At 60.3% G+C, this 13,552-nt stretch carries 14 protein-coding genes and 1 riboswitch; of the genes, 11 read left to right on the forward strand and 3 right to left on the reverse strand.

Going from position 1 to position 13,552, the window contains the following annotated elements:
• Positions 1-476: 476 nt before the first annotated feature.
• Together JN280_RS35145 and JN280_RS35150 are read right to left on the reverse strand one after the other, a co-directional pair.
• Entirely contained in the window at positions 477-1,892 is a 1,416-nt protein-coding gene (locus JN280_RS35145; RefSeq protein ID WP_202308807.1) for a mannose-1-phosphate guanylyltransferase/mannose-6-phosphate isomerase, read from the reverse strand.
• A complete protein-coding gene (locus JN280_RS35150) occupies positions 1,892-3,325 on the reverse strand; it encodes a phosphomannomutase (RefSeq protein ID WP_202308808.1) in 1,434 nt (477 codons plus the stop codon). The genes JN280_RS35145 and JN280_RS35150 overlap by 1 nt, the downstream gene beginning before the upstream one ends.
• A gap of 461 nt (positions 3,326-3,786) precedes the next feature.
• Between JN280_RS35150 and JN280_RS40185 the strand changes: the two genes are divergently transcribed.
• From JN280_RS40185 to JN280_RS35200, 11 genes are all read left to right on the forward strand, one after another.
• Positions 3,787-4,158 (forward strand): Fic family protein, encoded by a 372-nt coding sequence (locus tag JN280_RS40185; protein WP_342216142.1) that lies wholly within the window; start codon positions 3,787-3,789, stop codon positions 4,156-4,158.
• Positions 4,080-4,412: a hypothetical protein gene (locus tag JN280_RS40190; RefSeq protein WP_342216000.1), complete on the forward strand. Its 333-nt coding sequence runs from the start codon at positions 4,080-4,082 to the stop codon at positions 4,410-4,412. The genes JN280_RS40185 and JN280_RS40190 overlap by 79 nt, the downstream gene beginning before the upstream one ends.
• A gap of 413 nt (positions 4,413-4,825) precedes the next feature.
• Positions 4,826-5,524: a 7-cyano-7-deazaguanine synthase QueC gene (queC, locus tag JN280_RS35160; protein WP_096453546.1), complete on the forward strand. Its 699-nt coding sequence runs from the start codon at positions 4,826-4,828 to the stop codon at positions 5,522-5,524.
• Positions 5,524-5,880: a 6-carboxytetrahydropterin synthase QueD gene (queD, locus tag JN280_RS35165; protein WP_044548957.1), complete on the forward strand. Its 357-nt coding sequence runs from the start codon at positions 5,524-5,526 to the stop codon at positions 5,878-5,880. Before queC ends, queD begins: the two co-directional genes overlap by 1 nt.
• On the forward strand, positions 5,877-6,614 hold the full coding sequence (gene queE, locus JN280_RS35170; protein WP_202296411.1) for a 7-carboxy-7-deazaguanine synthase QueE: 738 nt from the start codon (positions 5,877-5,879) through the stop codon (positions 6,612-6,614). The genes queD and queE overlap by 4 nt, the downstream gene beginning before the upstream one ends.
• 281 nt (positions 6,615-6,895) lie before the next feature.
• Positions 6,896-7,012: riboswitch (TPP riboswitch) on the forward strand.
• Between the two features lie 103 nt (positions 7,013-7,115).
• Positions 7,116-8,951 (forward strand): phosphomethylpyrimidine synthase ThiC, encoded by a 1,836-nt coding sequence (gene thiC / locus JN280_RS35175; RefSeq protein WP_202308809.1) that lies wholly within the window; start codon positions 7,116-7,118, stop codon positions 8,949-8,951.
• Positions 8,948-9,949, forward strand: a complete 1,002-nt coding sequence (thiO, locus tag JN280_RS35180; protein WP_202308810.1) for a glycine oxidase ThiO — start codon at positions 8,948-8,950, stop codon at positions 9,947-9,949. Before thiC ends, thiO begins: the two co-directional genes overlap by 4 nt.
• Entirely contained in the window at positions 9,918-10,115 is a 198-nt protein-coding gene (thiS, locus tag JN280_RS35185) for a sulfur carrier protein ThiS (protein ID WP_202308811.1), read from the forward strand. Before thiO ends, thiS begins: the two co-directional genes overlap by 32 nt.
• Positions 10,116-10,118: 3 nt before the next feature.
• On the forward strand, positions 10,119-10,892 hold the full coding sequence (locus JN280_RS35190) for a thiazole synthase (RefSeq protein WP_202308812.1): 774 nt from the start codon (positions 10,119-10,121) through the stop codon (positions 10,890-10,892).
• On the forward strand, positions 10,889-11,494 hold the full coding sequence (locus JN280_RS35195; protein WP_202308813.1) for a thiamine phosphate synthase: 606 nt from the start codon (positions 10,889-10,891) through the stop codon (positions 11,492-11,494). The genes JN280_RS35190 and JN280_RS35195 overlap by 4 nt, the downstream gene beginning before the upstream one ends.
• Entirely contained in the window at positions 11,485-12,255 is a 771-nt protein-coding gene (locus tag JN280_RS35200) for a hydroxymethylpyrimidine/phosphomethylpyrimidine kinase (protein ID WP_202315244.1), read from the forward strand. The genes JN280_RS35195 and JN280_RS35200 overlap by 10 nt, the downstream gene beginning before the upstream one ends.
• A gap of 255 nt (positions 12,256-12,510) precedes the next feature.
• Here the strand turns inward: JN280_RS35200 and JN280_RS35205 are convergent, their stop codons facing one another.
• Positions 12,511-13,539 (reverse strand): LLM class flavin-dependent oxidoreductase, encoded by a 1,029-nt coding sequence (locus JN280_RS35205; RefSeq protein WP_069091003.1) that lies wholly within the window; start codon positions 13,537-13,539, stop codon positions 12,511-12,513.
• Positions 13,540-13,552 lie beyond the last annotated feature (13 nt).

Consider the following 13,552-nt stretch of genomic DNA (forward strand, 5'->3'; position numbering starts at 1 on the left):
GCATGGCGATAGCGATGCGCCTACGCCTAATGGCCCCGGTCCGTCACCGGCGCGCAGGAGCGTATTATCTTCGTCAGCCGGTGCCGCGTTTCTCTTGCGAGCCCCCGCCAGTCAGGCCCGGCGCATGCTAGCCTACCCCGTCAGAGTGCCAGGCCGCTCATGTCGCGCCTGCCGTACATGGCAACGAACCTTATCGCGCATCTGATCGACTGATATTGCCGATCACCTTCCGCAACTCGAGCGGCTGTAGCAGCGCATGCCGTTACATCGGATGCGCAAGTGTCGTCTGACAATCTCGCCGGAAAACTGCCGTCTCAACAATTCGGCCAGCCTGTCATTGCGACATCGCTCACTAGCCATACTCATGAAACCTGTTCTGGTTTGCCTCGCCTTGCCTAGCCGCCGGTCGCCTGACAGCCCACATGCCGACGCAGGTTCGGTCTGCCAGCCACCGTAGGGCATGTGACGTTGGACTGTCACGTTCGACCGTATACGTCCTCAAGCCGCACGATGTCATCTTCGCCGAGATACTCGCCGCTTTGGACCTCGATCATCACCAGTCCGATATTGCCGGGGTTTTCGAGCCGGTGTTTGTGGCCGCAAGGGATATAGGTGGATTGATTAGTGGTCAGGAGTAGCTCCTGGTCGCCGTTGACTATTTTCGCAGTGCCGCTGACCACGACCCAGTGCTCGGAGCGGTGATGGTGCATCTGCAGGCTCAAGCGTCCGCCCGGCTTCACCTCGATGCGCTTGATCTTGAAGCGCTCGCTTTCCTCCAGAACCGTGTAGGTGCCCCAGGGCCGGTGCACGGTACTGTGAAGCAAATGCGCTTCATGTCCCGCAGCCTTGAGTCCCTCGAAGAGTTTCTTGACGTCCTGGACGCGATCGCGGGATGCAACCAGCAATGCATCGGGGGAATCCACGATCACCAGGTCGCTGATGCCGACGGTGCCGATGACGCGTTTGTCCGAGCTTATGTAACTGCCCACGGTGTCGACCACATGGACATCGCCGCGAATCCTGTTGCCGCTCCCGTCAGCGGCGACCAGTTCGGCCATTGCGTTCCAAGATCCAATGTCGTTCCACCCCATTTCGCAGGGAACGACAGCGAGATTGTGGGTTTTTTCCATCACCGCATGGTCGAGTGAAATACGCGGCGCCATGGCGAAGTGCTCAGATGAGAGTTCGACGCTGGCAACATGTTCGCCGTGGCTGACGCGAGCATTATCATAGCTATCGAGAACGGCATCGATCACCTGCGGGCAATGCGCAGCCATTTCGTCGAGCATGACCTGCGCCTTGAAGCAGAAGATGCCGGCGTTCCAGAAGAAACGTTTGGACGCGACATAAGATTTGGCAGTCTCGGCGTTCGGTTTCTCGACGAACCGGACAACTTTCTCACCGTCGGCCTCGATGTAGCCGAATGCGGTGTCTGGCCTATCCGGGGTTATCCCCAAGGTTGCGATACGCCCCTGCAGCGCCTGTTCGATTGCCCGGTTCATGGCGGTTTGAAATGCGGGCAGATCACCAATCATATGGTCGGCGGGAAAAACACACAGAACAGCATCGGGACCCTGTGTTGCCTTGGCATGGACGGTTGCCGCAGCGACGGCGGCGGCGGTATCCCGACCCTCAGGCTCAAGCAGAAAGGTGCGTGGCAAAACAACGGAATCCAGCTCGTCGAAAACGTCTTTCGTAAGGAAGAAGTGCCCCGTGGACGTCACGGTAACAAGCTCCACGACATGCTGCATCGAAGCGGCGCGCAACACGGTGTGCTGGATGAGCGAAAGTCCATCCGCCACCTTGAGAAAAGGTTTGGGGTGCGATTGCCTTGAGGCGGGCCAGAGCCGCGAACCAGCTCCACCGCTGATGATGACCGGAACCACTTTCATCAAAGGTCCTCTATCTCGTCTGTAAGCGCGAACGCATGTGCCCCTTGCAGCGTCGAGGCGACGATCGCCATGGCCCTGCTCTCGGTCGAAGCTTCCGAGTAGCAGCGCAGTTCCGGGGCATTGCCGGAAGGCCGCAGATGTATGATCTCACCTGAAAGCATCCGCGCCCTGAGGCCATCGGTTTCGTCAATTTCGGCGACGGTCCCGAACGAGGCAAGAAAGTGCTGCAGTGCGTTCCGGCTTGCGAGATGATCCATCAATCTGCGCGAACTTTCCGCGGGGAAGTTCTGAAGCCGGTCACTGGCGCACACAGGAAGATTCCAAAGCCCGCGCAGTCGCGACAGCTTCTTTTTTGTCGACGCCATGGTACTGAGGACGGCCAAAATCGGGAGGAATGAGTCCCGCGTCGGCAGTGCAGTCAATGTCTTCCCATTCACCACACAATCCGAGCCCAGCAGAACACCACCATTGGCCTCAAAGCCGACGATGACGCCGCCGGCGCCGTGTAATGCTTCCATTGCTTCAATGACAAATGGAGACCCGACTTTCGTCCTCTGGACCGCGAAACCCAAGGCCTTCGAAATTCCCGAATTGGAGGTCACTGGCGTCACGATCGTGTCTGCCTTCAGGAAAAGAGCCGTTGCAAGCCCAACCAGGTCGCCGCGAAGAAGATCGCCATTTTCATCAGCGATGAGTGGCCGATCAGCGTCCGCATCGGTCGACACGATGGCATCGAGACCGAATTCGCGGACCCACTTCTTCAATTTTGCGATTGTTGCTGCGTCCACGGCTTCGGTATCGACAGGTACGAAGGTCCCGGTTTTCCCGACGGCGACCACGCTGGCACCGAGCGATCGAAGAACCTGTACCAACAGTTCCGCCGCGACCGAACTGTGCTGATAGACACCAAGTCTCATGCCGGAAAGTGAGCCCGGCTCCAGCATGTCATGGGCGCGCTCTCGATAAGAGGCGATCGCTTCTTCACAGTGCATAGGCCACGTCGTTCCCAGACAAGCCGTTGGTAAGCAATACGCAATTGATCTTTCGGCTACAAAGCGCGTAATCGCGGCCTCATCCGCCTTGCTGATTTCACCATTCGGGCCATAGAATTTGATGCCATTGCGATCGGCTGGAATGTGCGACCCGGTGACCATAAGAGCCGCCGCGCCGTGTTTGCATGCATATAGTGCCAGGGCAGGCGTGGGTATGGTGCCGCAATCGATCGGCTGGAAACCATTTGCGGCCAACGCCGCCATGCAATTGTTGGCTATCGCCTGACTGCTGTCACGTAGGTCGCGGCCTATGAAGACTGAACTATTCGGCTGAACCCGGCTGGAAATCAAACGCCAAGCAAAAGCTTCGGTATAAAGTCCGCTGGCCTTGCCTACCAATTCCGAAGCCAAACCTCGAACGCCGCTTGACCCGAATTTCATGATTTCGCTTTGCTAGTGGACAGGCAGGGTGGGGTAATGTTGCAATGGGCTAGTACTTTCTACTGCAAGCGCCATCGTTCTCAGGCACCTGCTGTTCAGGTATGCGGTCTCTACAACACGGTGTGGCGTAAGGACCCCTCAGAGTTCCGCCGAACAGCAGGGCATCCACTGGCACAGGGGCATCCACGGTTCTCCTTCTAATGGAATCTTTTGGCGGGCTCATCTAATGATCAAGGAAGTGGAGTGATCGATCGGTGCCTGCCGGTATTTCGCTATGCAGCATCATGACAGGTCCGTAAACTTGGTTGTTTGGATGGAACGCATCCATGGCATGGATAGGGCTAGAAAGCCGTCTCGATCAGCGCAATGGAACCCTGTGATTCTTGGGTAATGGATTAAGGTCAGCCAGAGCGCTCGCCGACCATGGCGTCGCCTAGGGCGCTGGACCCAAGCAGGAACCGATGCTTGGATCAGTTGGGGCGACGATCAGCGCCGACAATCTTGCCTTGCGACGCCCTTCAGAAAGTTGTTTCTGGATTGCGTTCGATCAAGGCCCAGCGCAAAACCTTGATGCAGTCGTCGCCGCCGCAATCTTCGCCTTCGGCTTTGTCTACATCCATCCGTTCGAGGACGGAAACGGCCGCATTCACCGCTACCTGATCCACCACGTCCTTGCCATGCACCGCTTCAATCGCCGGGAGTGGTGTTTCCCGTCTCGGCCGCGATCCTGGACCAGATCGACGAGTACAGGCGCGTGCTGGAGAGCAATTCGAAGCGCCTTCTGCCATTGGTCGAATGGGAACCGACGCCGCAATTCAACGTCCGGGTGCTGAATGACACCGGGGATTTCTACCGATACTTCGATGCAACCCCGCACGCCGAATTTCTTTATGCCTGCCTTCGGCGGACGATCGAACGGTACCTTCCTTACGAAACAGCTTTTCTGCAGCGCTACGATCAATTCCGGCAACTGGTGAATGCCTTTATCGACACGCCCAAGCGGCTGATCGATCTGCTCTTCCGTTTCCTTAACCAGAATGGTGGCCCCTATCGAGCCGCGCCCTCGGAAAGGAATTCCCGGCTCTGACCAATGACGAAGCGCGGGCGGCTCGAGGCGATCTATGCGCAGACCAGAAAACGGCAAAGCACGCGGCAGAAGCCTTTCCCTGGGACTGCCGGTCGACCCTTGCGTTAGCGCCGAAACTCGGGACGTCAAGTTCTGGGGCAAACCGGACAAGCCGAAGGTGTGTCGGGAATGCTGCTGCGCCACGGCAGTGATTTCTGCATCATCTATACGCCTATATACGCAGTGCCGGCGTCAGCACCCCAGCGGTCGAAGATACGCGACAAGTCGCGTGCAAGTCATCTTGGGGACGCTGACAACAAGGTACGTGCGCTCAATCGCGTCCACCCCATTCACAAAACCGGCTCCGTGGAGTAGTGGGAACGCAGAGAAATCTCCGGTCGCAGCCTTACCCGGTCAAAACAAGGATTCAAACCATGAATGCCCTCGTCATCTGCTCCGGCGGATTGGACTCTGTTTCGCTCGCTCACAAGGTGGCGACCGAGCAGAAACTCATTGGCCTGCTTTCGTTCGATTACGGCCAGAGGCACAAAAAGGAACTCGGCTTTGCCGCTATCTGCGCCAAGCGGCTGGCTGTTCCGCACCAGATCGTCGATATCCGCGATGTTGGCCGGAACCTGAGCGGCTCGGCGCTGACTGATAATGTGGACGTGCCCGACGGGCACTATGCCGAAGACTCCATGAGGATCACGGTGGTGCCGAATAGGAACGCCATCATGCTGGCCATCGCCTTCGGGGTTGCCGCCGCGCAGAAGGCCGATGCGGTGGCCACTGCCGTCCACGGCGGAGATCATTTCATCTATCCCGATTGCCGGCCCGCTTTTATCGACGCCTTTCAGACGATGCAGAACCATGCCCTCGCAGGCTACGCCGATATCCGCCTGTACGCTCCGTATGTGAATATGTCGAAGGCCGACATCGTCAGCGAGGGGGCAAAGTACGCCACACCGTTCGAGGCGACGTGGTCCTGCTACAAGGGCGGTGCACGTCATTGCGGTCGCTGCGGGACATGCGTCGAACGGCGCGAAGCATTCGATCTGGCCGGCATCACCGACCCGACAGATTATGAGGACGCAGACTTCTGGCTCCACGCTATCCAGACAAGGAGCGCGTGATGTTCCGCATTACCAAAGAGTTCCACTTCTCGGCCTCGCATCAGCTCACCTCCTTGCCACCAGATCATCAGTGCGCACGTCTGCACGGCCACAACTACATCGTCGTAGTGGAGCTTTCAGGTGGCGAACTGGACGAACACGGCTTTGTGCGCGACTACCAAGATCTGGCGGCGTTCAAGCACTACATCGATGGGACGTTCGACCATCGGCATCTTAACGACGTGCTGGGGCATGACCATGCCACAGCGGAATGTCTGGCCAGGCACTTCTACGACTGGTGCAAGGTGCGGCTACCCGAAACCTCCGCCGTGCGGGTGAGCGAGACGCCGAAAACCTGGGCGGAATACCGACCATGACTTGCGCGTTGCATCCCGGAATCCGGGTGAGCGAGATTTTTGGGCCGACCATTCAGGGCGAAGGCGTGCTGATCGGCTTGCCGACGGTGTTCGTAAGAACCGGCGGGTGCGATTATCGCTGTTCCTGGTGCGACAGCCTGCATGCGGTGGACCGTCGCTTCCGCCATGATTGGGAGATGATGTCTTCCGACGCGGTTTGGCAAAAGGTCATTGCACTTTCCGGCGGTCAGCCCGTGATGGTATCGCTGTCGGGCGGCAATCCGGCCATCCAGCCGCTTGGCCAGTTGATCGACCGCGGGCATGGTGAGGGGTACCGTTTTGCATTGGAAACCCAAGGTTCGGTGTCTAAGCAATGGTTCGCGGATCTCGACGTGCTGGTACTCAGCCCCAAGCCGCCCTCAAGTGAAATGACGACAGATTGGGCCGCGTTCGACGCCTGCTTAGAGGCGGCGCAGGATAAGCCGCAGACGGCGCTCAAGCTCGTCGTCTTCGACGAAGATGACTATGCCTATGCCAAAGACGCCGCGGCGCGCTACCCGCAATTACCCGTCTATCTGCAGCCCGGCAATCACACGCCGCCGCGTCCCGGCAACGAAGACGCGTTCATCGACATGGCCGGTGTGATGAGGCGCATGGAATGGCTGGTTGAAAAAGTGACCCGTGACATGTGGTTCGAGGCGCGTGTACTGCCGCAGCTTCATGTTCTGCTCTGGGGAAACAAACGGGGCGTCTAGCCGAAGGGGAAGGATTGCCGACGATGAGCAAGACAGACCTCTATAGCAATCTCACCCAACTGGGCGGCAGCAGCGTCGTTCCGGAAAGCCCCGAAAACACCGTGCTGGAAAAGGCACCGAAATCCGCATGAGGGCTCGCCTTATTGGGGGCGCTTCACCGCTCCTCTGGAGCGTGACTTGCTGTCGATACTACCATGCTTTTCCGCTGGGTTTGTTTGGTCGCCGATCACCGCTGCGGGACGAATGCGCTTGACAAAATAGCGAAGGGCCGTTCAATTCGATGCATTCACCAGGGGAGTCCCGGCAAGGGGCTGAGATACTGCTGGCTTTCGCGGCGCAGTGACCCGTTGAACCTGATCCAGTTCATACTGGCGTAGGGACGGTGCAAGCGCTTTGCGGGAGTTTACGCCCGAGGTCCTGTTTCGGCAGGTCGGCAGAAGCGTCTTTTCATCCTTCCGGCACAGAACTGGGTCTCCAATGCATGAGCAAAGGAGCCTCACGATGAATGCCCTCACCCCCGCCGTATCGACGGGACCCCTGCCCGCCTCGCGCAAGATCCACAAGACCGGCGTCCTCCATCCGCAGATCAGGGTGCCGATGCGCGAAATCTCCGTCCATCCGACGGCCGGCGAACCGCCCATCACCGTCTACGATCCGTCAGGCCCCTATACGGACCCTGCTGTCGAAACCAACATCGAAAAGGGCCTTGCCCGGCTTCGCCACGAATGGGTCACGGCGCGCGGCGATGTCGAAGCCTATGACGGCCGCCATGTCCGGCCGGAAGACAATGGATTCGTCACGGGCGAGCGCCTGACGCCGGAATCTCCCATTCGCAATCGGCCGCTCAGGGCCAAGGCAGGCAAGGCGGTCACGCAGCTAGCCTATGCGCGCGCCGGCATCATCACGCCTGAAATGGAGTTCGTCGCCATCCGCGAGAACCTCGGCCGCGAGATCCTGCGCGGCAAGCTTGAGCGCGACGGCGAAGCCTTCGGCGCGGCGATCCCCGACTTCGTCACGCCGGAGTTCGTGCGCGACGAGGTGGCGCGCGGACGCGCGATCATTCCCGCCAACATCAATCATCCCGAGAGCGAGCCGATGATCATCGGCCGCAATTTCCTGGTGAAGATCAACGCCAATATCGGAAATTCGGCGGTCACCTCCTCGATGGCCGAGGAGGTCGAAAAGATGGTCTGGGCGATCCGCTGGGGCGCCGATACGGTGATGGACCTGTCGACCGGTCGCAACATCCACAACATCCGCGAATGGATCGTGCGCAATGCGCCGGTGCCGATCGGCACGGTGCCTCTCTATCAGGCGCTCGAAAAGGTCAACGGCATCGCCGAGGATCTGAGCTGGGAGGTCTACCGCGACACGCTGATCGAACAGGCCGAACAGGGCGTCGACTATTTCACCATCCACGCAGGCGTGCGGCTGCACTACATCCCGCTGACGGTCGACCGGGTCACGGGTATCGTGTCGCGCGGCGGGTCGATCATGGCCAAATGGTGCCTGCACCATCACCGGGAGAGCTTCCTTTACGAGCATTTCGCCGAAATCTGCGACATCTGCCGCGCCTATGACGTGTCCTTTTCGCTCGGCGACGGCCTTCGTCCCGGCTCGATCGCCGACGCCAACGACGCGGCGCAATTCGCCGAGCTGGAAACGCTCGGCGAGCTGACGAAGATCGCCTGGGCCAAGGATTGCCAGGTGATGATCGAGGGGCCCGGCCACGTGCCGATGCACAAGATCAAGGAGAACATGGACAAGCAACTCGCCGTCTGCGGCGAGGCGCCTTTCTATACGCTTGGACCGCTGACGACCGACATCGCGCCGGGTTACGACCACATCACCTCAGGTATCGGCGCCGCCATGATCGGCTGGTTCGGCACCGCCATGCTCTGCTACGTCACACCGAAGGAACATCTCGGCCTTCCCGATCGCAACGACGTCAAGATTGGCGTGATCACCTACAAGATCGCAGCACACGCCGCCGACCTGGCGAAGGGGCATCCGGCGGCGAAAGTCAGGGATGACGCCCTTTCCCGCGCGCGCTTCGAGTTCCGCTGGGAGGACCAGTTCAACCTGTCGCTCGATCCCGAAACAGCGCGGTCCTTCCACGACCAGACCTTGCCCAAGGAAGCGCACAAGGTGGCGCATTTCTGCTCGATGTGCGGGCCGAAATTCTGCTCGATGCGGATTTCCCACGACATTCGTGCCGAAGCGCAGAAGGAGGGCATGGCGGCGATGGCGGCGAAATACCGCGAGGGCGGCGATCTCTACGTGCCGGCGGACGAGACCGGCACACCGCTGGTGCCGGAGGCGCATGAGCGGTCATGAGGGTGCTGGTCAAAGGGGCCGGCGTCGCCGGTCTCACCGCAGCCTTCGAACTCGCCACGCGCGGCGCGGCGGTGACAGTTGCTGAGACAAGACATGGCCTCGGCGGCAATGCGTCGTGGTTCGCCGGCGGCATGCTGGCGCCATGGTGCGAGCGCGAAAGCGCCGAGCAACCGGTGCTGGATCTCGGACGCGATGCCGCCGACTGGTGGGAGGCGGCAACGCCCGGGCAGGTGACGCGGGCCGGAACACTGGTCGTGGCCGCGCCGCGCGATGCGGGCGAACTCGACCGGTTCGCCAGCCGCACGTCGGGTCATCGGCGCGTCGATGAGGATGAAATCGCGTTGCTCGAGCCCGACCTCGCCGGCCGCTTCCGCCGCGGACTGCTCTTCTCCGACGAAGCCCATCTCGACCCGCGCCAGGCGATGGCGGCACTTCATGACAGGCTGGCGGCGATGGGAGTCGAATTCCACTTCTGCGCCGATGCCCCGGCTGTTTCCGGGTTCGGTCGTCAAATCGACTGCACGGGAATGTCCGCCGTCGATGGAAGGCTGCGTGGCGTTCGTGGCGAGATGCTGATCCTGCGTACGCCTGATGTCTCGCTGTCGCGCCCGGTCCGGCTGCTTCATCCGCGCTTTCCGCTCTATATGGTGCCACGCACCGACCACCGTTTCATGATCGGCGCGACGATGATCGAGAGCCAGTCCACTGGACCTGTCACGGCTCGTTCAATGATGGAGCTTTTGGGCGCGGCCTATGCCCTCCATCCGGCCTTTGGCGAGGCCGAGATCGTTGAAACCGGTGTCGGCGTTCGTCCGGCCTTTCCCGACAACCTGCCCCGCGTCGAAGCGAGCGGAGACACCGTCGCGATCAATGGGCTCTATCGTCACGGTTTTCTCCTCGCCCCCGCCATGGCGCGCCAAGCTGCCGACCTGGTTTTCAATCAAGACGGAACCAAGGAGCTTGCTCATGAAACTGTTGGTCAACGGCGAAGCGCGTGAGGTTGCCGCCACCACGCTGGCGGAGCTGCTTGCCGCGCTCGACTATGAAGGCGATTGGCTCGCCACTGCCGTCAACAGCGACCTCGTGCACAAAGCCAACCGGGCGGAATTCCAGTTGAGCGACGGCGACCGGATCGAAATCCTCTCACCCATGCAGGGAGGCTAGACCATGTTCGAGCTTTATGGAACCGAGCTTCCGTCGCGTCTGCTTCTCGGCACCGCTCAATATCCTTCGCCGACCATCCTTGCCGATGCGGTCAACGCATCGGGCACGTCGGTGGTGACCGTCTCACTGCGCCGTGAGATGGCAGGTGGCAGGGCCGGCGAGAAATTCTGGTCGTTGATCCGCTCGCTGGGCGTCAGAATCCTGCCCAACACTGCCGGCTGCCACTCCGTAAAGGAAGCGGTCACCACTGCGAACATGGCGCGCGAGGTCTTCGGTACGAGCTGGATCAAGCTCGAAGTGATCGGCAACCACGACACGCTGCAGCCAGACGTGTTCGGCCTGGTCGAAGCCGCCCGCATCCTGTGCGAGGACGGCTTTGCGGTATTTCCCTACACCACCGACGACCTTGTTGTCGCCGAGCGGCTGCTTGCGGCGGGCTGCAAGGTCTTGATGCCGTGGTGCGCACCGATCGGTTCCGCCCTCGGGCCGATCAACATCATGGCGCTGCGCTCGATGCGCGCACATTTCCCAAGCGTCCCGCTGATTGTGGATGCAGGGCTCGGACGGCCGTCGCACGCGGCGACCGTCATGGAACTCGGCTTTGACGCCGTGCTCCTGAACACGGCGGTCGCCAAGGCGGCCGATCCGGTCGGCATGGCGCGTGCTTTCGGCAAGGCGGTCGAGGCCGGCCGTGAGGCTTTCGGTTCGGGAATGCTCGAACCGCGCGACGTCGCCGTGCCATCGACACCGACGATCGGCAGGGCAGTTTTTTCATGAAGCTCGATCCCTTCTATCTGATCGTCGAAAGTGCAGCCTGGATCGATCGGCTGGTGCCGCTCGGCGTCAAGCTGGTGCAGCTTCGCATCAAGACCATGGGCGAAGCCGGATTGCGCGCTGAGATCCGCACAGCGAAGGCCTTGTGCGCGCGATACGGGTGCCAGCTCATCATCAATGATTACTGGCGACTGGCCATCGAGGAAGGCTGCGACTTCGTTCATCTCGGTCAGGAGGATATGCAAACCGCCGACCGTTCGCGGGTTCGGGTAGCCGGCGTGAGGCTCGGACTGAGCACGCATGATGGTGTCGAACTGGGCACGGCGATGGCCGCCGAGCCCGACTATATCGCGCTCGGCCCCATCTACCCGACCATCCTGAAGACGATGAAATGGGCGCCGCAGGGACTCGAACGGATCAGAGAATGGAAGCATCGGATAGCGCCAATCCCATTGGTCGCCATTGGCGGTCTCAACCCTGACAGGCTCGACGGAGTTTTCGCGGCTGATGCCGACAGCGCGGCGGTGGTCACCGACATCACGCTGAATGCCGATCCCGAAGGGCGCACACGAGAATGGATCGAAAAGACGGAGCGATGGCGCTGAGGCGAGAACCGCATGTGCTTGTCGTTGGCGGGTCGGACTCCAGCGGTGGAGCTGGAATTGCCCGCGATATAGAAACGGTTTCCGCCTTCGGGCTGCGCAGTTGTCTTGCCGTCACCGCCGTGACAGTCCAGACGCACTCGGCTGTCGAGCACGTCAAGCTTGTGCCGTCGGAGCTTGTCGCCGCTCAGATGCGCGCCGCGTTCGCTGCCAACGCTGTCGCGGCCGTCAAGATAGGCATGATTGGGACATCGGCGGCTGTTGAGGCAGTCGGCGCTGTTTTGGTCAACCGCCAAGTGCCTGTGGTACTCGACCCGGTCCTGGCCTCTACCTCGGGACGCAATCTGCTGGCGGACGATGCCATTAACATGCTGCGCCACGATCTGATGCCGATCTGCCGGCTTGTAACGCCTAACCTGGTCGAGCTGGCCGCGTTGACCAGCTCGTCACCGGCCGCGGACGAAGAAGGGGCTTGTCTTCAGGCTGAAGAGCTATCGAGGACGGTGAGGACCGCCGTACTCGTCAAGGGCGGCCATGCACAAGGAACCCGTTGCGTCGACGTGCTTTTGCAGCCGAACAAACCTGCAGTTCGGTTCGAGGCGCCCCGCTTGCCGCGTGGGATGCGCGGAACGGGTTGCATGTTGGCCAGCGCAGTCGCCGCCTCGCTTGCTCTTGGAGCGTCGCTGGAAGCGAGCGTGCGCCAAGCCAAGCAACATGTTTTCGATGCGCTTGCCGGATCGAAGGACATCGGGCCGAAAAGCTGATCGGGCCGAACGTATCCAACGCTCCGATCAGGTCTGGCAGGCGATCGTGGGTCTACTCCTAGGACATGAAGGCCCTATCCGAGGGGTGCGGCATACACGGTCGCTTTCGCCTATGAACAACACGCCGCGTTGAGGAGGAAGCCGCATGCCTCTGTGCCAACCGGTTGATGGGTCATCCGAAACCCGCACCTAGTCGTCGCTAGCGACCGCATGCCGCTTGGCACGTTGTTGGGTGAGCGAACGTTCGAACCGGGGTTAGCCAACTCGAGCCATAATTGCGGATTGAATCGCCGTTGCGGTATATAGGGAAGCATCTAACGACAGATTCCCAAACGCCGGTTGACAAAGGAGGTAGTTTGCACCTGCCGCTTCCAGCTGATCAAGAAGAGCTTGTCCCGCAGAAGCTGCCGTTCCTACTACGCACAATTCCTTCTCGATTGCTGCATCGAAGGTCAGCGGCAGGTTTGGTGGAGTCGGCATGCCATTGAGATCATAAAGGAATTTAAAGCTCTTTAGCCACCGTTCGTAAGCAGGTGCGGCGAGTGAACGTGCATCTGTTTCAGAACGCCCAATCACGACCATTCGGAGCAATCCAAGAAATGGCGTTTGGTCGTCCGCCTCACTGGTGTGCTCTCGACCGGCGCGGAAGGCATCAGTGATTCTTCGAACGGAAGAGGAAGGTCCCACGCACGCGATGTTCACGCCATTCGCAGCGGCCCAGACTGCCGATTCCGGTCGATTGGTGGCGATCCAAGTCGGCGGATGTGGACGCTGATGAGTTCTTAGCGTCAGCGGAACGCTGTTCAACTCAAAATGGCGACCTTGATAGGATAGCGTGCCGCCCTTCAGCGCATTGATAAGAATTTCGCTGGCTTCCGCATAGTGGTTTGGCGCCGCGTCCGAGCCAATCCCGAAGTAACCCAATTCGATCGGGAGCGAGCCGCGCCCTATCCCAAGTTCGAGCCTGCCACCGCTCAATTGGTCCAGCATACAGATCTCTTCGAACGCACGTAGCGGATGATAGAGGGCAAGCAGCATTACCAACGGGCCGACACGAAGGCGCCGGGTTCGCTGGGCTACGCTCGACAAGAACAGATTCGGTGAGGGACCTCTCCCATGTGGGGTACAATGGTGCTCTGCGAGATGATATGCATAGAACCCAAGGTGATCGCACGCCTCCGCTAACATCAGGCGATCTTCGTACTGTCGGGCGATATCGGGGCCGTCCTCGTCCAGATGATCGAAGATGCCGACAGCTAGGCCTGAAGGAAAGGCCTTATCCATGATATTGTCTCCA

The organism is Mesorhizobium sp. L-8-10, assembly GCF_016756635.1.
Taxonomy (GTDB): Bacteria; Pseudomonadota; Alphaproteobacteria; order Rhizobiales; family Rhizobiaceae.